This window comes from Pseudomonas sp. GW823-FHT04A03 (assembly GCF_058796615.1).
This window is the reverse complement of the sequence record NZ_JBXAIV010000003.1, coordinates 40,909-57,605: the sequence shown is the minus strand read 5'-3', so window position 1 is coordinate 57,605 and position 16,697 is coordinate 40,909. Positions and strand designations below refer to the sequence as shown.

18 protein-coding genes are annotated in these 16,697 nt (G+C 61.6%); 10 read left to right on the top strand and 8 right to left on the bottom strand.

The window, feature by feature from the left end; all coding sequences use genetic code 11:
- Nucleotides 1-427: 427 nt before the first annotated feature.
- The gene (locus AC1Q9F_RS10035) at nucleotides 428-1,150 is read left to right on the top strand and encodes a response regulator (protein WP_207983680.1); all 723 of its coding nucleotides are present in this window, start codon (nucleotides 428-430) and stop codon (nucleotides 1,148-1,150) included.
- Complete coding sequence (locus AC1Q9F_RS10030) at nucleotides 1,147-2,757, top strand: ATP-binding protein (RefSeq protein ID WP_207983679.1); 1,611 nt, start codon at nucleotides 1,147-1,149, stop codon at nucleotides 2,755-2,757. The genes AC1Q9F_RS10035 and AC1Q9F_RS10030 overlap by 4 nt, the downstream gene beginning before the upstream one ends.
- 6 nt (nucleotides 2,758-2,763) lie before the next feature.
- Here the strand turns inward: AC1Q9F_RS10030 and AC1Q9F_RS10025 are convergent, their stop codons facing one another.
- Together AC1Q9F_RS10025 and AC1Q9F_RS10020 are read right to left on the bottom strand one after the other, a co-directional pair.
- The gene (locus AC1Q9F_RS10025; protein ID WP_492619996.1) at nucleotides 2,764-3,489 is read right to left on the bottom strand and encodes a 4'-phosphopantetheinyl transferase family protein; all 726 of its coding nucleotides are present in this window, start codon (nucleotides 3,487-3,489) and stop codon (nucleotides 2,764-2,766) included.
- Between the two features lie 91 nt (nucleotides 3,490-3,580).
- On the bottom strand, nucleotides 3,581-4,372 hold the full coding sequence (locus AC1Q9F_RS10020) for a dienelactone hydrolase family protein (RefSeq protein ID WP_492619997.1): 792 nt from the start codon (nucleotides 4,370-4,372) through the stop codon (nucleotides 3,581-3,583).
- A 140-nt stretch (nucleotides 4,373-4,512) separates the two neighbouring features.
- Here AC1Q9F_RS10020 and AC1Q9F_RS10015 point away from each other — a divergent pair, with 140 nt between their 5' ends.
- From AC1Q9F_RS10015 to AC1Q9F_RS10005, 3 genes are all read left to right on the top strand, one after another.
- Nucleotides 4,513-5,118, top strand: coding sequence for a hypothetical protein (locus tag AC1Q9F_RS10015; protein ID WP_007957751.1), 606 nt, complete (start codon nucleotides 4,513-4,515; stop codon nucleotides 5,116-5,118).
- Between the two features lie 151 nt (nucleotides 5,119-5,269).
- Complete coding sequence (locus AC1Q9F_RS10010) at nucleotides 5,270-5,947, top strand: response regulator transcription factor (RefSeq protein WP_007957754.1); 678 nt, start codon at nucleotides 5,270-5,272, stop codon at nucleotides 5,945-5,947.
- Nucleotides 5,944-7,290, top strand: a complete 1,347-nt coding sequence (locus tag AC1Q9F_RS10005; protein WP_085607411.1) for an ATP-binding protein — start codon at nucleotides 5,944-5,946, stop codon at nucleotides 7,288-7,290. The genes AC1Q9F_RS10010 and AC1Q9F_RS10005 overlap by 4 nt, the downstream gene beginning before the upstream one ends.
- Nucleotides 7,291-7,294: 4 nt before the next feature.
- Here AC1Q9F_RS10005 and AC1Q9F_RS10000 read toward each other — a convergent pair whose 3' ends face one another.
- Nucleotides 7,295-8,293, bottom strand: coding sequence for an AraC family transcriptional regulator (locus AC1Q9F_RS10000; protein ID WP_085654900.1), 999 nt, complete (start codon nucleotides 8,291-8,293; stop codon nucleotides 7,295-7,297).
- Nucleotides 8,294-8,646: 353 nt separating this feature from the next.
- On the opposite strand from AC1Q9F_RS10000, the gene AC1Q9F_RS09995 reads away from it, so the two are divergent.
- The gene (locus AC1Q9F_RS09995; RefSeq protein ID WP_007957758.1) at nucleotides 8,647-9,981 is read left to right on the top strand and encodes a dicarboxylate/amino acid:cation symporter; all 1,335 of its coding nucleotides are present in this window, start codon (nucleotides 8,647-8,649) and stop codon (nucleotides 9,979-9,981) included.
- 145 nt (nucleotides 9,982-10,126) lie between these two features.
- Nucleotides 10,127-11,308, top strand: coding sequence for a CaiB/BaiF CoA transferase family protein (locus tag AC1Q9F_RS09990; protein ID WP_492619998.1), 1,182 nt, complete (start codon nucleotides 10,127-10,129; stop codon nucleotides 11,306-11,308).
- Nucleotides 11,309-11,443: 135 nt separating this feature from the next.
- Here the strand turns inward: AC1Q9F_RS09990 and AC1Q9F_RS09985 are convergent, their stop codons facing one another.
- Together AC1Q9F_RS09985 and AC1Q9F_RS09980 are read right to left on the bottom strand one after the other, a co-directional pair.
- On the bottom strand, nucleotides 11,444-11,938 hold the full coding sequence (locus AC1Q9F_RS09985) for a SprT family zinc-dependent metalloprotease (RefSeq protein ID WP_085607401.1): 495 nt from the start codon (nucleotides 11,936-11,938) through the stop codon (nucleotides 11,444-11,446).
- 189 nt (nucleotides 11,939-12,127) lie between these two features.
- Entirely contained in the window at nucleotides 12,128-12,730 is a 603-nt protein-coding gene (locus AC1Q9F_RS09980) for a Yip1 family protein (protein WP_007957761.1), read from the bottom strand.
- 289 nt (nucleotides 12,731-13,019) lie between these two features.
- Between AC1Q9F_RS09980 and ttcA the strand changes: the two genes are divergently transcribed.
- Nucleotides 13,020-13,844 carry a tRNA 2-thiocytidine(32) synthetase TtcA gene (ttcA, locus tag AC1Q9F_RS09975; protein ID WP_085647384.1) on the top strand — a complete coding sequence of 275 codons (825 nt, stop codon included), beginning with the start codon at nucleotides 13,020-13,022 and terminating at the stop codon, nucleotides 13,842-13,844.
- A gap of 69 nt (nucleotides 13,845-13,913) precedes the next feature.
- The gene (locus AC1Q9F_RS09970; RefSeq protein WP_492619999.1) at nucleotides 13,914-14,588 is read left to right on the top strand and encodes a DNA-3-methyladenine glycosylase I; all 675 of its coding nucleotides are present in this window, start codon (nucleotides 13,914-13,916) and stop codon (nucleotides 14,586-14,588) included.
- Between the two features lie 144 nt (nucleotides 14,589-14,732).
- Here AC1Q9F_RS09970 and AC1Q9F_RS09965 read toward each other — a convergent pair whose 3' ends face one another.
- The 3 genes from AC1Q9F_RS09965 to arsC are packed head-to-tail and all read right to left on the bottom strand — an operon-like array spanning nucleotide 14,733 to nucleotide 16,106.
- A complete protein-coding gene (locus AC1Q9F_RS09965; protein WP_492620000.1) occupies nucleotides 14,733-15,158 on the bottom strand; it encodes a DUF2069 domain-containing protein in 426 nt (141 codons plus the stop codon).
- A 1-nt stretch (nucleotide 15,159) separates the two neighbouring features.
- The gene (wrbA, locus tag AC1Q9F_RS09960; RefSeq protein WP_007957765.1) at nucleotides 15,160-15,756 is read right to left on the bottom strand and encodes an NAD(P)H:quinone oxidoreductase; all 597 of its coding nucleotides are present in this window, start codon (nucleotides 15,754-15,756) and stop codon (nucleotides 15,160-15,162) included.
- On the bottom strand, nucleotides 15,753-16,106 hold the full coding sequence (gene arsC, locus AC1Q9F_RS09955) for an arsenate reductase (glutaredoxin) (protein ID WP_492620001.1): 354 nt from the start codon (nucleotides 16,104-16,106) through the stop codon (nucleotides 15,753-15,755). The genes wrbA and arsC overlap by 4 nt, the downstream gene beginning before the upstream one ends.
- 114 nt (nucleotides 16,107-16,220) lie before the next feature.
- On the opposite strand from arsC, the gene AC1Q9F_RS09950 reads away from it, so the two are divergent.
- Nucleotides 16,221-16,688: a TlpA disulfide reductase family protein gene (locus tag AC1Q9F_RS09950; RefSeq protein WP_007957768.1), complete on the top strand. Its 468-nt coding sequence runs from the start codon at nucleotides 16,221-16,223 to the stop codon at nucleotides 16,686-16,688.
- Nucleotides 16,689-16,697: the final 9 nt, after the last annotated feature.

The window sequence follows — 16,697 nt, the reverse complement described above, 5'->3', positions numbered from 1 at the left end:
ATAAAAAGCCTTGAATTCACTGTCTGGTTTGTGTTTGGTTTTTTGGCCTCAACCCCTACATGTAGGGTTTTTTCAAGCGCGGGCTACAAGATAATGCGTTTTGGGGGAGGATTGCAACGGACAGCCTGTGGATAACCCTGTGCGTAAATTGTGTGCGAAATGTCGAATTCACGTGTAGGCCGCGAACCTGCTGAGCTAGACCGTTTGTCACTGTTTTCCACCGCAAAAAAATGCTGCGGCGGAATTTTGAGGGCGCGAACCCTATCACAAAAATCCGCCTTGTCCGAACGCATTTACCGACTTGTGTTCTGGTTGTTCGCCGTTTATACAATCGGCCCATGCGCACGCATTCTTATCCTCCTTAAAGATGACAAAAAGACGGGAGGATCCTTCCTTTATAAGCAGCATCGGCAAGCAGAGGTCACCCGTGGAGCAAGAAGCCTGGCAGGTATTGATAGTCGAGGATGACCAGCGTCTGGCCGAACTGACCCGTGAATACCTGCAAGCCAACGGATTGCGCGTGGAGATCGAAGGCAACGGCGCGCTGGCGGCGGCGCGGATCATCAAGGATCAACCGGATCTGGTGATCCTCGACCTGATGCTCCCCGGCGAAGACGGCCTGAGCATCTGCCGAAAGGTGCGCGATCGTTACGACGGGCCGATCCTGATGCTCACCGCGCGCACCGATGACGCCGACCAGATCCTCGGCCTCGATCTTGGCGCCGACGACTACGTGTGCAAACCGGTGCGCCCGCGGCTGTTGCTGGCGCGCATCCAGGCGTTGCTGCGACGCAGTGACACACCGGAGCCGCCGGCGGGCAATCCGCGTCGGCTGCAATTCGGTCCATTAGTGGTGGACAACGCGTTGCGCGAAGCCTGGCTCAGTGACAGTGGCATCGAGCTGACCAGCGCCGAATTCGATCTGCTCTGGCTGCTGGTGTCCAACGCCGGGCGGATCCTGTCCCGGGAAGAAATTTTCACCGCACTGCGCGGCATCGGTTACGACGGCCAGGACCGCTCGATCGATGTGCGCATCTCGCGCATCCGCCCGAAGATCGGCGACGACCCCGATCACCCGCGCCTGATCAAGACCGTGCGCAGCAAAGGTTATCTGTTCGTGCCTGAAGCCTGCGCAGAACTGCCGCTGTGAATTCGATCTTCCTGCGCATCTATGGCGGCATGTGCGCGGCGCTGATTCTGGTGGCGGTGCTCGGCGTACTGGCGCTGCACCTGCTCAACCAGGTGCGCAGCGAGCAATACCGCGAGCGTCTGGCCCACGGCACGTTTTCGCTGATGGCCGACAACCTGCAACCGATGAATGAAACCGAGCGCCATCGCGCCTTGCTGGTGTGGGAGCGCCTGCTGGGGATTCCGCTGGCGCTGAAGACCTTTGCCCAGACCGATCTCGACCTGACCCAGCGCACCCGGGTGCAGCGGGGGCAGGCGCTGGTCGAACAGACTGGCCCGCACGCGGCCAAGGTCTATCGGTTGGTCAGCGACAAGGATCAACTGGTGCTGGTGGGCGAGGTGCAGCAGATCAGCGAGCAACTGGCCCGGGCGACCATTTACCTGTTGGCTGATGAGCTGGTGCGGGTGCCCGTGGGCGAGCAGCCCAAACGGCTGGCGCAATTGAAAGAAGACAAAGGCTTTGGCTTCGATTTGCGGCTGGTCACGGTCAGCGAAGCGGACATGGACGAGGACCAGAGCCGTCGGGTGTCCGAAGGCGATACGGTGATGGCGCTGGGCAAGGGGGGCGATTCGATCCGGGTGTTCGCCGGCATGGTCGGCACGCCGTGGGTGCTGGAAATCGGGCCGCTGTATCAGATGAACCCGTACCCGCCGGAATGGCTGGTTTTGATCGCTGCCCTCGGCCTGACCCTGATCGGCCTGATCGTCTATTTATTGGTGCGTCAGCTCGAACGGCGTTTGCGCGGGCTCGAAGCCGCCGCCACGCGCATCGCCAAAGGTAGTCTGGAAACCCGGGTGCCGGCCCGGGGTGCCGACTCGGTGGGCAAACTGGCGGCGGCGTTCAATGGTATGGCCGAGCACTTGCAGCAGTTGCTCGCCATTCAGCGTGAACTGGTGCGCGCGGTGTCCCACGAACTGCGCACACCGGTGGCGCGCCTGCGTTTCGGTCTGGAGATGATCGGCTCGGCCACCACCCCGCAGGCGCTGGAGAAATACCGCGAGGGCATGGACCACGACATCGAGGACCTCGACAAGCTCGTTGATGAAATGCTCACGTACGCCCGGTTGGAGCAGGGCTCGCCGGCGCTGACGTTCCAGCGCATCGATCTGGATGCGTTGGTCAATCAGGTGATCGAAGAGCTGGCGCCTCTGCGCGCCGAGGTCACGGTGCAACGCGGTCTGTGCCTGTCGGCGGCGGATTGCGATGACGCCTGGGTCGAGGCCGAGCCGCGTTACCTGCACCGCGCCTTGCAGAATCTGGTGAGCAACGCCATGCGCCATGCGCGCTCGAAGGTCACGGTCAGTTATCAGGTCGGGCAGATGCGCTGCCGGGTGGATGTCGAGGACGACGGCCCCGGTGTCCCGGAAACTGCCTGGGAGAAAATCTTCACGCCGTTCCTGCGTCTGGACGACAGCCGCACCCGGGCGTCCGGCGGACACGGGCTGGGCCTGTCGATCGTGCGGCGGATCATCCACTGGCACGATGGCCGGGCGCTGATCGGCAAGAGCAAGAGTCTGGGTGGAGCGTGTTTCAGCTTGAGCTGGCCGAGGAATCAGGAGCGGCGCTGAAACCGCTTACGCCTGGATGCTGACCAGACTTAGCAACTGCCCGTCCTGCACACCGAACTGAGCGTCCAGTTCCGTGCCGTTGCGCCATTCGCTGGACAGATCCGTCAGCAGCCGCAGCCGCACCTGACCCTGTTCATTCCACTCCAGCACCTCGGCGTGTTCGAAGTAGAAGCGCTGCTGCACGATCGGGTACAGCGCCTTGAACAGGCTTTCTTTCACCGAAAAGGTCAGGGTCACCCAGAGCGCGATCTGATCCCGGGAACCGGCGGCCATGCGCTGCATTTCCGGCGGGGTCAGGATCTCTCCGGCCAGTCGTTCGGCGCGTTCGGCGTTGAGCAGGTTTTCCAGGTCCATGCCCAGTCCGCGCCAGTGCTGTTTGTTGGCGACAATCGCCGCCGCACGGCCGGTGCTGTGGGTGATCGAGCCGCAGATGTGCGCCGGCCAAATGGGCGCGCGGTCCTCGCCGATCGCCGGCACGCTGCTTGAGCCTTCCAGCTGCTGCAACGCCGCCCGGGCGCAAATTCGCCCGGCAAGGAATTCCGCCTGCCGCTTGGCCACCGAACGCTGGATGCTCGGCGGCGGCTCGATGGCGCTGCGGCGAAAGTCATCACCGAGCAATTGCGACGGATCGAAATGGGTGCTCAGCAGCACAGTGTCGGGCAACACCGTCGGCAGCGGCCAATGGGCATCGAGCGGGGTGCAGCAGGCGGGGAGGAAAGGGCTGGCAGTCATGTCGGCATTTTGCCGGGTTGTCTTCGGGCTGGATAGTGCAGAGGAAGTGATCGTTCCCACGCAGAGCGCAGGAACGATCGGTTAACCGGAATCAGCCAAAGATCTTCTTGAAGAACGCTTGCATGTCCGCCCAGGACTTTTCATCGGCGGCCTTGTTGTAGCCGATATCCGGGCCACCGTGATCGCCGTGGCTCAGGCGATCCGCGTCAGGATTGCTGAACCCGTGCTTGGCACCGTCGAGGCTGACGAATTGATAGTCGGCACCGGCCTTGTCCATTTCCGACTTGAACGCCGCGACGTTGTCCGGGGTGACCATGCTGTCCAGCGCGCCGTGTTCGACGAGGACTTTCGCCTTCACGCTGCCCGGCGTAGCCGGCGTCTTGGTCGCCAGCGCACCGTGGAAGCTCACCACACCGGCCAGCGGCACACCCTGACGCGCCGCATTCAGCACCACGCCACCGCCGAAGCAGTAACCGATGGCGGCGATTTTATCCTTGTCGGTCTGCGGCTGTTTCTTCAACAGATCCAGCCCGGCCTGAAAACGCTTGCTGGCCGCATCGGCGTTTTGCGTGGCCGCCTGCATGAACGCCATCGCGTCTTTCGGGTGCTCGGTGTTCTTGCCTTCACCGTACATGTCGATCGCCAGCGCGCTGTAACCGAGCCCGGCGAGATCCCGGGCGCGGCGCTTGGCGTAGTCGTTCAGTCCCCACCATTCATGCACCACCACCACGCCGGGGCGCGGGCCCTTGATCGCATCGTCGTAGGCGTAGTAACCGATCAGCTTTGTGCCGTCGGCACTCTGATAGGGGATTTCCTCGGTCTTGATCGCAGCCTGGCTGAGGGCGCTGAAGACAAGGAGGGCGAGGGTTAGAAGCAGGCGCATGATCGGGTCTCCTGACAATAAAGGGTCAAAACAGCCTAGTTCATTTCATTCAGGCGAGGTTCAGAGAGCGTTCAGGGGCGGTACAGGGGAGGGTCAGTAACCTTGCGCCATACCCGAAGAGCACAACTGAGGAACACTCAATGACTCGTTTGAACAAACTGCTGCTGGCTTTCACCGTCATGAGCGCAAGCATCGCCGCCCATGCCGACACCACCACCAACTTCGCCGGCCTGACCTTCGGCCAGACCAGCGACAAGATCAAGAAATCCAACGCCCTGAACGACAACCTCGGCCACCCAGATGCCACCGCGGCCATCGACGGCAACAACACCTACGGCCTGCGCCTGGGTCAGCAAAACAGCCAGGGTCGCTACTACGCCACCTACGACAACGTGTCCGGCTCGCACAATGGCATTAAACTGCGCCAGGAAAACCTGCTGGGCAGCTACGATCTGTTCTACCCGGTGGGTAGCAGCACCAAGCTGTTCGGCGGTGCCACGGCCGGTCTGACCAAGCTGACCCAGGATTCGCCGAGCTACAGCCGCGACAGCGACATCGGTTACGCCGTCGGCGGTCAGTTCGGTGTGCTGCAGCAAGTCTCGCAGAACACCTCGGTCGAACTCGGTTACCGTTACCTGCGCAGCAACGCCAGCACCGAGATGAAAGAGAGCGGCGGCAGCAAGCAAGGCTCGCTGGATTTGACCAGCAGCGCCCAGACTTACCTGTCGGCCAACTACGCTTTCTAAAGCGCGGTTCGCTCTAGACCCTGTGGGAGCGAGCTTGCTCGCGAAAGCGGTCTGTCAGTCGACAACAATGTTGGCTGATAAATCGCCTTCGCGAGCAAGCTCGCTCCCACAGGTATGCTGTTGGAGATTCTGATTTACCCGGGAGAGCGTCATGAAACTGTTGGTCGTCGAAGATGAAGCGCTGTTGCGCCATCACCTGCAAACCCGCCTGACGGAGAGCGGTCACGTGGTCGAGTCCGTGGCCAACGCCGAAGAGGCGTTGTACCAGACCGGGCAATTCAACTTTGACCTGGCGGTGATCGACCTCGGCCTGCCGGGCATGGGCGGGCTCGACCTGATCCGCCAGTTGCGCTCGGGCGGCAAGACCTTTCCGATCCTGATCCTCACCGCGCGCGGCAACTGGCAGGACAAGGTCGAAGGCCTGGCCGCCGGCGCCGATGATTACGTGGTCAAGCCATTCCAGTTCGAAGAACTTGAGGCGCGGCTCAATGCGTTGCTGCGTCGCTCCAGCGGTTTCACCCAGTCGACCATCGTCGCCGGCCCGCTGTTGCTGGACCTCAATCGCAAGCAGGCGACCCTCGACGAGCAACCGCTGGCGCTGACTGCCTACGAGTACCGGATCCTCGAATACCTCATGCGCCATCACCAGCAAGTGGTGCCCAAGGATCGGCTGATGGAGCAGTTGTACCCGGATGACGACGAGCGCGATCCAAACGTGATCGAAGTGCTGGTCGGCCGTCTGCGCCGCAAGCTCGAAGGCCCGGCCGGGTTCAAGCCGATCGACACCGTGCGCGGCCTCGGCTACCTGTTCAATGAGCGCTGCACTTGATCCGTTCCCTTCGCGTCCGGCTGATGCTCGCCGCCACCACCCTGGCGGTGTTGTTCATGCTCGCGTTGCTCCCGGCGATGCAGGGCGCGTTCAGCCTGGCGCTGCAGGACTCGATCGAGCAGCGGCTGGCGTCCGATGTCACCACGCTGATCTCTGCCGCGCGGGTTGAAAACAACCGCTTGATGATGCCGGCACAGTTGCCCGACGAGCGCTTCAACCTCACGGACAATCGCCTGCTCGGCTACATCTATGACCGCGAAGGGCATCTGGTCTGGCGCTCGAAGGGCACCCAGGAAGAAAAGATCAACTACACGCCGCGCTACGACGGCCTCGGCAACGAGTTCGCGCGAATCCGTGAGGCCAACGGTCAAGAATTCTTCGTCTACGACGTCGAAGTCAAACTGCTTGGCGGCAAAAGTGCAGCCTTCAGTATCGTGGCCCTGCAACCGGTTCGCGAATACGAAACGACCCTCGAAGGCCTGCGGGAAAATCTCTACCTCGGTTTCGGCGCGGCGCTGCTGGTGCTGCTCGCACTACTGTGGATCGGCCTGACCTGGGGCCTGAAAGCCTTGCGCCGGCTCAGTCAGGAACTCGACGAAATCGAAGGCGGAACCCTCGAAAGCCTCAGCGAACAACACCCGCGCGAACTGCTGCGCCTGACCGGTTCCCTCAACCGCCTGCTGCACAGCGAACGCCAGCAGCGCAGCCGTTACCGCGATTCCCTCGACGATCTGGCCCACAGCCTGAAAACCCCGCTGGCGGTGTTGCAAGGCGTCAGCGAAGACATGGCCCAGCGCCCCGAAGACCGCGATCAGGCCTGGGTGCTGCAAACCCAGATCGAACGCATGAGCCAGCAGATCGGCTACCAGTTGCAACGCGCCAGCCTGCGCAAAAGCGGTCTGGTGCGCCATCAGGTGCGCCTGCGCCCGGTGCTGCAAAGCCTGTGCGACACGCTGGACAAGGTCTACCGCGACAAACACGTGCGCGTCGCCTTCGATCTGCCGGAGCACTGTTACGTGCCGATCGAGCAGGGCGCCTTGCTGGAAATGATGGGCAACCTGCTGGAAAACGCCTATCGCCTGTGCCTGGGCGAAGTGCGCATCAGCGTGCGCGAAGGCCTGGACGGAATTGAACTGTGCATCGAAGACGACGGCCCCGGCGTGCCACCGGATCAGCGTGCACGGATTCTCGAACGCGGCGAACGCCTGGACCGCCAGCACCCGGGGCAGGGGATCGGGCTGGCAGTGGTCAAGGACATCATCGAGAGCTACAGCGCCAAGCTGACCCTGGGGGATTCGCCGATGGGCGGGGCGGCGTTCAGGATTCATTTTCCGGCGGTGTGACGGCCTACTGCTCCTGCGCCCGATAAGCCCCCGGCGTCAGCCCCGTCCACTTCTTGAACGCCCGATGAAACGCCGACGGCTCGGAGAACCCGAGCTGTTCGGCGATCTGTTGCAACGACAGATCCGCCCGCCCCAGGTGATAAATCGCGATGTCCCGCCGCAACTGATCCTTCAATTCCTGAAAACTGGTGCCTTCCTCGCGCAGATGCCGGCGCAGGGTTTGCGGGCTGATGTGCAGGTGCGCGGCCACCGCTTCGAGGTCCGGCCAGCGTGCGCTGTCGTGGCTGAGCAAGCGGCGCAGCCGGCTGCTCAGGCTGTTGCCGTCGTCCGGGCGGGACAGCAGGTCGGCGGGGGAGCGTTCGAGGAAATGCTTGAGGGTGCGTTCGTCCTGCAACAGCGGCATGTGCAGATAGCGACTGTGAAACACCAGGCTGCTTTGCGTTGCCGAGAACTCCAGCGGGCAGGAAAACAGCAGATCGTATTCCGCACCGTGCGCCGGTTTCGGGTAGCTGAAGCTCGCCTGTTCCAGACGAATCCGCTGGCCGATCAGCCAGCTGCCGAGGCGATGCCAGATCACCAGCAGGCTCTCGCTGAGAAAGTGATCCGGGTCCCACAATTGCGCATCGTCGAGGCTCAGGCGTACCCATTCGTCTTCATGGGTCAGGGTCAGGCGCGGGGCTTCGGGGAATAGGCTATAAAACAATAAGCCGCGTTGCAGAGCCTTCTCCAGGCTGCGGCAATGGATGATGGCGTGGCACATCATGGCGAAGCTGCCGGGTTTGCTCGGTGCATTGCCGAAGCCCAGGTATTCGTCGTCCAGGGCCAGCCACAGGTTCTGGATCAGTTGGGTGAATTGCTCCGGGGCGATCCGCGCGCGCGGCTCGTCGAGCAGTTCGGGGCTGATGCCCAGTTGCTGCAGCAGGTCCGAATAGTCGTAACCCGAGCGCCGCGCGCCACCGAGGGCGGCACGGGCAAAGTGACTGGCGATGGTGCGTTCGCGCATGAGCGGCAGATCCTTCCTCTGGCGACCGATGGTAGCGGCTGCCTTTGATCGGTAACAAGGCGGATTTCCGCCAAATTGTAGGACGAGGTCGGGCGAGTTGGCGGAAATCCGCCACACTTGAGTAACCGAACGGTGACACAGAAAAACCCGTATCCCCTGATATCAAAAGGCTTGCAGCGATTTGCACCAAAGTGGCACGACGTTTGCGATAAGAGCGACAGAAGCGTGCGCCGAGCCGGTCCGGAAAAGCGCCGTTCGACACAACAAATCCCTCCAGTGCAGGAGGGTTCGCAATTCAAGTGTCGCGTTCAACAGATGGATGTTGCCACGCGGGACTCTTGAGGAACTTTGCAATGACGACTCGTCAGCCACTGTACAAATCCCTGTATTTCCAGGTGATCGTCGCAATCTGTATCGGTATTGCGCTCGGCCACTACTACCCGCAGTTCGGCGTGGCCGTAAAGCCGCTGGGTGACGGGTTCATCAAACTGATCAAAATGATCATCGCCCCGATCATCTTCTGCACCGTGGTCAGCGGCATCGCCGGCATGCAGAACATGAAATCGGTCGGCAAGACCGGCGGTTACGCACTCCTGTACTTCGAAATCGTTTCGACCATCGCCCTGCTGGTCGGCCTGATCGTGGTCAACATCGTGCAACCGGGCAACGGCATGCACATCGACGTCAGCACCCTCGACGCCTCGAAAGTCGCGACCTACGTTGCCCAAGGCGCAGACCAGAGCGTTGTCGGCTTCCTGCTCAACGTGATCCCGACCACCATCGTCGGCGCGTTCGCCACCGGTGACATCCTGCAAGTGCTGATGTTCTCGGTGATCTTCGGTTTCGCCCTGCACCGCCTGGGTGCCTACGGCAAGCCGATCCTGGACTTCATCGATCGCTTCGCCCACGTGATGTTCAACATCATCAACATGATCATGAAGCTCGCGCCAATCGGTGCCTTCGGTGCGATGGCGTTCACCATCGGTGCCTACGGTGTCGGCTCGCTGGTGCAGCTGGGTCAACTGATGATCTGCTTCTACATCACCTGCCTTGCGTTCATCCTGATCGTGCTCGGCGGTATCGCCCGCATGCATGGCTTCAGCGTGCTGAAGATGATCCGCTACATCCGTGAAGAACTGCTGATCGTGCTGGGTACTTCCTCCTCGGAATCGGTACTGCCACGCATGCTGATCAAGATGGAGCGTCTGGGCGCGAAGAAATCGGTAGTAGGTCTGGTGATCCCGACCGGCTACTCGTTCAACCTCGACGGTACCGCGATCTACCTGACCATGGCGGCCGTGTTCATCGCTCAGGCGACCGACACCCACATGGACATCACTCACCAGATCACCCTGCTGGTGGTGTTGCTGTTGTCCTCCAAAGGCGCAGCCGGTGTGACCGGTTCGGGCTTCATCGTACTGGCGGCCACCCTGTCGGCCGTAGGTCACCTGCCGGTGGCCGGTCTGGCGCTGATCCTGGGTATCGACCGCTTCATGTCCGAAGCCCGTGCCCTGACCAACCTGGTCGGCAACGCCGTTGCCACCATCGTTGTGGCCAAGTGGGTCAAGGAACTGGACACCGACGTACTGGACGCCGAGCTGGCCTCGGGCGGTCGTGGTATCGCCGATACCCGTCCTGAAGATGACCTGGGCGTGGCCGAAGGCCCGACCCCGAGCAATGTGAAGTAAGCATCGCTTGAATGGAAAAACCCGCTTCGGCGGGTTTTTTCTTGTCTGCTGTTTGAGCACAACGGTCAGCGCAACTGATGGATCCGGTAATTGCCCCATCGCCGATGGCTGCCTAGGCTGCATGCATCGTTGATGGAGATCGCCCATGTCTGCACCGCTGGCCTCACTGAAGATTCTGGATTTCTCGACCCTGCTGCCGGGGCCGTTCGCCTCGCTGCTGCTGGCGGACATGGGCGCCGAGGTGCTGCGCATCGAGTCGCCGACCCGCCTCGACCTCGTGCGGGTGTTGCCGCCTCACGATCAGGGTGTTTCTGCCAGTCATGCCTATCTGAACCGCAACAAGCGCAGCCTGGCGCTGGACCTAAAGCAGCCCGAGGCGCTGGAGTTGGTGAAGCAGTTGCTGGCGGATTACGACATCGTGCTGGAGCAGTTCCGCCCCGGTGTGATGGAGCGGCTGGGGCTGGGTTACGAGGCGCTGAAGACGATCAATCCGAAGCTGATTTATGTATCGATCACAGGTTACGGCCAGACCGGACCGTACAAGGATCGCGCCGGCCACGACATCAATTATCTGGCGCTGGCCGGGCTCTCCAGTTACACCGGGCGCGCCGACAACGGGCCGCTGCCGCTGGGCATGCAGGTGGCGGATGTCGCCGGCGGTTCGCTGCACGGGGTGATCGGTTTGTTGGCGGCGGTGATTTCCCGCCAGCAAACCGGGCAGGGCACGCATCTGGACGTGAGCATGACCGATTGCGCGTTCAGCCTGAACGCCATGGCCGGCGCCGGGTATCTGGCCTGTGGCGAGGAGCCGGGCTGGGAAGACCAGATGCTCAATGGCGGCAGCTTCTACGATTACTACCGTTCCCGCGACGGGCGCTGGATGTCGGTGGGCAGTCTGGAGCCGGCCTTCATGCAGCAACTGTGTGCGGCGCTGGGCCGGCCGGAACTGGCGGCGCAGGGCTTGTCGCCCAAACCCGAGCAACAGCGGGCGCTCAAGGACGCCTTGAAGGTCGAGTTCGAGAAGCATGATTTTGCCGAATTGTGCGAGCTGTTCGCCGGGATCGATGCCTGTGTAGAACCGGTGTTGAGCCTGGGCGAGGCGGTGCAGCATCCGCAATTGCAGGCGCGGGAACTGGTGATGCAGGTACCGCGTGGGGATGGTTCGGTGCAGGCGCAGATGGCGTGCCCGCTGAAGTTCTCCGAGGCATTGCCGGCGCCGCGACATGTCGGGGCGGCGCTGGGGCAGCATACGGATCAGGTGTTGGCGGAGTTGGGTTTAAGTCCTGAGCGGATTGCCGAGCTGCGCCGAGCCAAGGTGATTCTCTAGTGCCTGTTGCGGCCTCATCGCGAGCAAGCTCGCTCCCACAGGTTATGTGTCGTACACAGAGGCTTTGAACTCACGGGGCACTGTGGGAGCGGGCTTGCCCGCGAAGAGGCCCGGCCAGACAACACAAAATCCAGGCTATTCGACCCGCATCTCGCCACTGAACACCAGCGTGTTGCGGCATCGGCGGCACAGATAGCGCCGTCCCTGCCGCACCAGGCTATGGCGCTGCGCCGAAAACGGAAAATCGCTATCGGCACACGGGCATTTGTAGATATAGCGGGTCACGCTGCGGCGTTTGATTTCATAGGTATGGCAACGATCCGGCGGCAATTCGTAAACGCCGCGCATGATCAGTTGCCACTCCTCGCCGTGGGGCTGGATGCGGTCGCCGAACAGCTGATGGGCGATCAGGTGCGCGACTTCGTGGGCCACGGTCTGCTTGAGGAAGTGTTCGGTGTTTTCCCGGTACAGCTGCGGATTGAAGCGCAGCAGGTTTTCGTGCAGATGCGCGACCCCGGCTTTTTGCCCGCGCAGCTTGAGGCTCACCACGGGGCGTTTGAAGGGACGTTTGAAAAAGGATTCAGCGAGTTGGAAACAGTCTTCGACGCGGGTATTGAGTTGCTCGGGCATGCTTGATGGATCTCCAGAGGCGTCGAGTATGCCGCAACCCCGCAGCGTTGCGAATCGTCGAGCTGCCGAATGGTCGTCGCTCTTTTTCAACCGGCACGAGAAGGCCGCCTTGCGGCGGCCTGTGTTGGCGGATCTTGTTCTTCTCGGCGTTGCAGCCAGCTGATTCGTGGCTCTCTAATTTGTGGCTCTCTAATTGGTGTAGACGGGCCCCACGCCCAGTCCCCAGACAATCACGGTAAACGCCATGATGGCGACCAGCACCACCAGACCCACCGCCAGCACCGAGCTTGAAAACAGGAAACCCTCGTCGGACGGAATGTTCATGAAGGTCGGCAGCCCCACATACAACAGGTACACCGTGTAGCAGATGGCCGCCGTGCCGACGATCATCCCCAGCCACATGTGCGGATAGAGCGCTGCCAGCCCGCCGACGAACAACGGTGTCGCGGTGTAGGTGGCAAATGCCACGCAACGGGCCAGGCTCGGGTTGGCGTCATAGGTGCGGGCCATCCAGTGCACGAAGGCACCCATGACCGCGACTCCGCCGAGCATTGCCAGATAAGACATGATCGTCATCCACAACGCGCTTTCGACGGTGAGCATCACCGGTGCGCGGTTGCCGATCACCCAGCCGACCTGAGTCGTGCCGATAAATGCCGAAACAGCGGGGATCGCCGCCAGAATCAGCGTGTGCGTCAGGTACATGTGGCTGATGCTTTCTTCCTGGTCGCCACGGATTTCCTTCCATTCCTGATCGGGGTGGGTAAAAAGTCCCACTACGTGATGGATCATGCCAGTCACTCCTCTCGTTATTGCCATCGCCCCCCAGCGGAGCGCCTACGGGCCAATGCGGCCGAGCAAATACAGGTCTTCAGATTGTGTGCGACCTTATGTCGCAGTATAGAAAGGTCTTAACCGCACAGGTGATAGGGGCTTAGAGCAAATCGCGCTGTAAAACCTCGGGGTAATCGCGTCGGGGTCTGTGCAAACGGGCATTTGAGGGGGCGACAACCTGTGGCCACAACCCCGGTGTTTTTGCGTAAAATGCCCGCCTTTCGTCACACCTCACGGATTTCGCGTCATGGGCACTCTTACGGTCAACCAGAACAAACTGCAAAAGCGCCTGCGCCGCCTGGCCGGCGAAGCCGTCACCGACTTCAACATGATCGAAGACGGCGACAAGGTCATGGTCTGCCTGTCCGGGGGCAAGGACAGCTACACCATGCTCGACGTGCTGATGCACCTGCAGAAGGTTGCACCGATCAAGTTCGAGATCGTCGCCGTGAACATGGATCAGAAACAACCGGGCTTCCCCGAGCACGTGCTGCCGGCCTACCTGAAAGAGCTGGGCATCGAGTACCACATCGTCGAGAAAGACACCTACTCGGTGGTCAAGGAACTGATCCCGGAAGGCAAGACCACCTGCTCGCTGTGCTCGCGCCTGCGTCGCGGCACGCTGTACACCTTCGCCGACGAAATTGGCGCGACCAAAATGGCCCTCGGTCATCACCGCGACGACATCGTCGAGACGTTCTTCCTCAACATGTTCTTCAACGGCAGCCTCAAGGCCATGCCGCCGAAGCTGCGCGCCGACGACGGGCGCAACGTGGTGATCCGTCCGCTGGCCTACTGCAACGAGAAAGACATCCAGGCCTACTCGGACTTCAAGCAATTCCCGATCATCCCGTGCAACCTCTGCGGTTCCCAGGAAAACCTGCAGCGTCAGGTGGTCAAGGAAATGCTGCTGGACTGGGAGCGCAAGACCCCGGGCCGCACCGAAAGCATCTTCCGCAGCTTGCAGAACGTGATCCCGTCGCAGCTGGCTGACCGTAACCTGTTTGATTTCACCAGCCTGAAGATCGACGAGACGGCGGCTTCGCGTTTCGTCAATGTGGTGAACCTGTAAGCGATTCGATCGCTTGAAAAAAACGGCGCTCGCGGGCGCCGTTTTCAATTCGTTTTTTTAGGAGAGGGCATGCGCGACTACAAGTGGCTGCACGAATACTGTCTGAACCGCTTCGGTTCGGCGGCTGAACTGGAAGCCCATCTGCCCGTTCCCAAGACCCCGGCGCAACTGCGCAAGATCAGCGACGACCGTTACCTCTCGACCATGGCCCTGCGGGTGTTTCGCGCCGGGCTAAAGCACAGTCTGGTGGATGCCAAGTGGCCGGCCTTCGAGGAAGTGTTCTTCAAGTTCGACCCGGAAAAGGTCGTGCTCATGAGCGCCGAACACCTTGAGCGGCTGATGCAGGATGCGCGGATCATCCGTCACCTGGGCAAGCTCAAGAGTGTGCCGCGCAATGCGCAGTTCATTCTGGACGTCGAGAAAGAGAAGGGCAGCTTCGGTGCGTTGCTCGCCGACTGGCCGGTGACCGACATCGTCGGCCTGTGGACGTATCTGAAAAAGCACGGTCATCAATTGGGCGGGTTGTCCGCACCACGGTTTTTGCGGATGGTCGGCAAGGACACCTTCGTGCCGAGCTACGATGTGGTCGCGGCGCTGAATGCACAGAAGATCGTCGACAAGGTGCCGAGCAGTCTGCGGGATCTGGTGACGGTGCAGAACGCGTTCAACCAGTGGCATGAAGAGAGTGGCGGACGGCCGATGAGCCAGATATCGATGATGCTGGCCTACACCGTCAACCATTGAGCTCAGAGCGATCGTTCCCACGTCGAGGCGTCGAACCGTCCGCGTGGGAATGCCGCCCGGGACGCTCTGCGTCCCTGAGACGCGGAGCGTCTCTTGATGCATTCCCACGCGGAGCGTGGGAACGATCTTGGAGTTGGAGCACAGTCAGGCGACGGAGACTTCGCCTTCGCCCGCCAGTCTGCGATTCAGCTGATACCGCCACCGCACATACAACAGCGCCGAGCAGAACACCGCCAGACTGGCGATCATCTCCAGCACACCAAACAGCTGCCGGCTCGGGTCATACGCGGCCAGTGCGCCCTTGATGAAATACAGATTCACCACAAAGCACATCCACGAATGCCCGCGTGCGCTGCCCATGATCATGCCCGGTGCGAGCACGATCCACGGGATCAGCTCGATCAGCAGAATCACCCACGGCCGTGCGCCGTGCAGGTCGGCGAACACCAGGTAATAAGCGGCGAGCAGTCCGGCCAGGCCGAAAAAGCACAGCAGACTGATCACCCGCATCGCCCGCACCCGTGGCTCCAGCCACTCGACGGCGGGCAGGACTTTCGGCTTTCTGGCCATCTCAGTTCCCCAGTTTCTGGGCCGTCTTGGCCAGACGTGCGCCGAGGGCGCGGCACAGCGCCACTTCGTGCTGATCGAGACCGCTTTTACCGTCGGCCCCGGCGTGATGGCTGGCGCCGTACGGTGTGCCGCCGCCCTGGGTTTCCAGCAGCGCCGACTCGCTGTAAGGCAGGCCGGTAATCAGCATGCCGTGGTGCAGCAGCGGCAGCATCATCGACAGCAGGGTGGTTTCCTGACCGCCATGCAGGCTGGCGGTGGAGGTGAACACGCCAGCCGGTTTGCCGACCAGCGCGCCGGTCAGCCACAGGTTGCTGGTGCCGTCGAGGAAGTACTTGAGCGGCGCGGCCATGTTGCCGAAACGGGTCGGGCTGCCGAGGGCCAGGCCGGCGCAGTTCTTCAGGTCATCCAACGTGGCGTACAGCGCGCCTTCATCCGGAATGTCCGGTGCCACGGCTTCGCACTCGGTGGAGATCGCCGGCACGGTGCGCAGTCGCGCTTCGAGGCCGGCCTGCTCGACGCCACGGGCAATCTGCCGGGCCATCTCGTTGGTCGAACCGCTGCGGCTGTAATACAGAACCAGAATGTACGGCGCACTCACGGCAGCAGCTCCAGGATCTGCTCCGGTGGACGGCCGATGACGGCTTTGTCGCCGGCTTCGAGAATCGGTCGCTCCATCAGCTTTGGATGCGCCGCGATCGCTTCAATCAATTGTTTCTCGGTGAGACTGGTATCGGCCAGGTTCAGGGTCTTGTACTCGTCTTCGCCGGTGCGCAGCAGTTGCCGTGCGCTGATGCCCAGCTTGCCGAGCAAGGCCTTGATCTGCGCGGCGTCCAGCGGGGTTTCGAGGTAGCGCACCACGTTTGGTGTCAGGCCACGGGCTTCGAGCAGTTCGAGCGCACCGCGGGATTTCGAGCAGCGCGGGTTGTGATAAAGCGTCAGATCGGTCATGGGCGGGTCGCTTCTTGCGTAGAGTGGCGGCTATTCTAACTGTGCAGCGCGCAATCCAGAACCTTGGGAGGCGATGGGTCGCAGGCGCATTCAATTTTTCACAAGGAACACGACATGACACGGGCACTGGCAGCGGCATTGACGATCATCGGGGCGTTGATGCTGGGGGGCTGCGGTAACGACTACGGCATCGACCAGAACGGGCAGAAAGTGGCGTCCGAGCGTCTCGACAAACAATGGGTCGTGCTCAACTACTGGGCCGAATGGTGCGGCCCGTGCCGCACGGAAATCCCGGAACTCAATCATCTGGCCGACGAGCTCAAGGGCAAAAAGATCGGCGTGTTCGGGGTCAATTTCGACAACGTGCAGGGTGAAGAGCTGAAGAGCGCCAGCGAAAAACTGGGCATCAAGTTCACCGTGCTGGCGCAGGATCCGTCGGAACTGTTCGAACTGCCGCGCAGTGAAGCCTTGCCGGTGACTTACATCATCGACAACAAGGGCAAGGTGCGGGAACAGTTGATGGGCGAGCAGACGGCGGCGGGGGTGATGGCGAAGCTTGAGGCGTTGCAGGCGACCAACTGATTCGCCTTG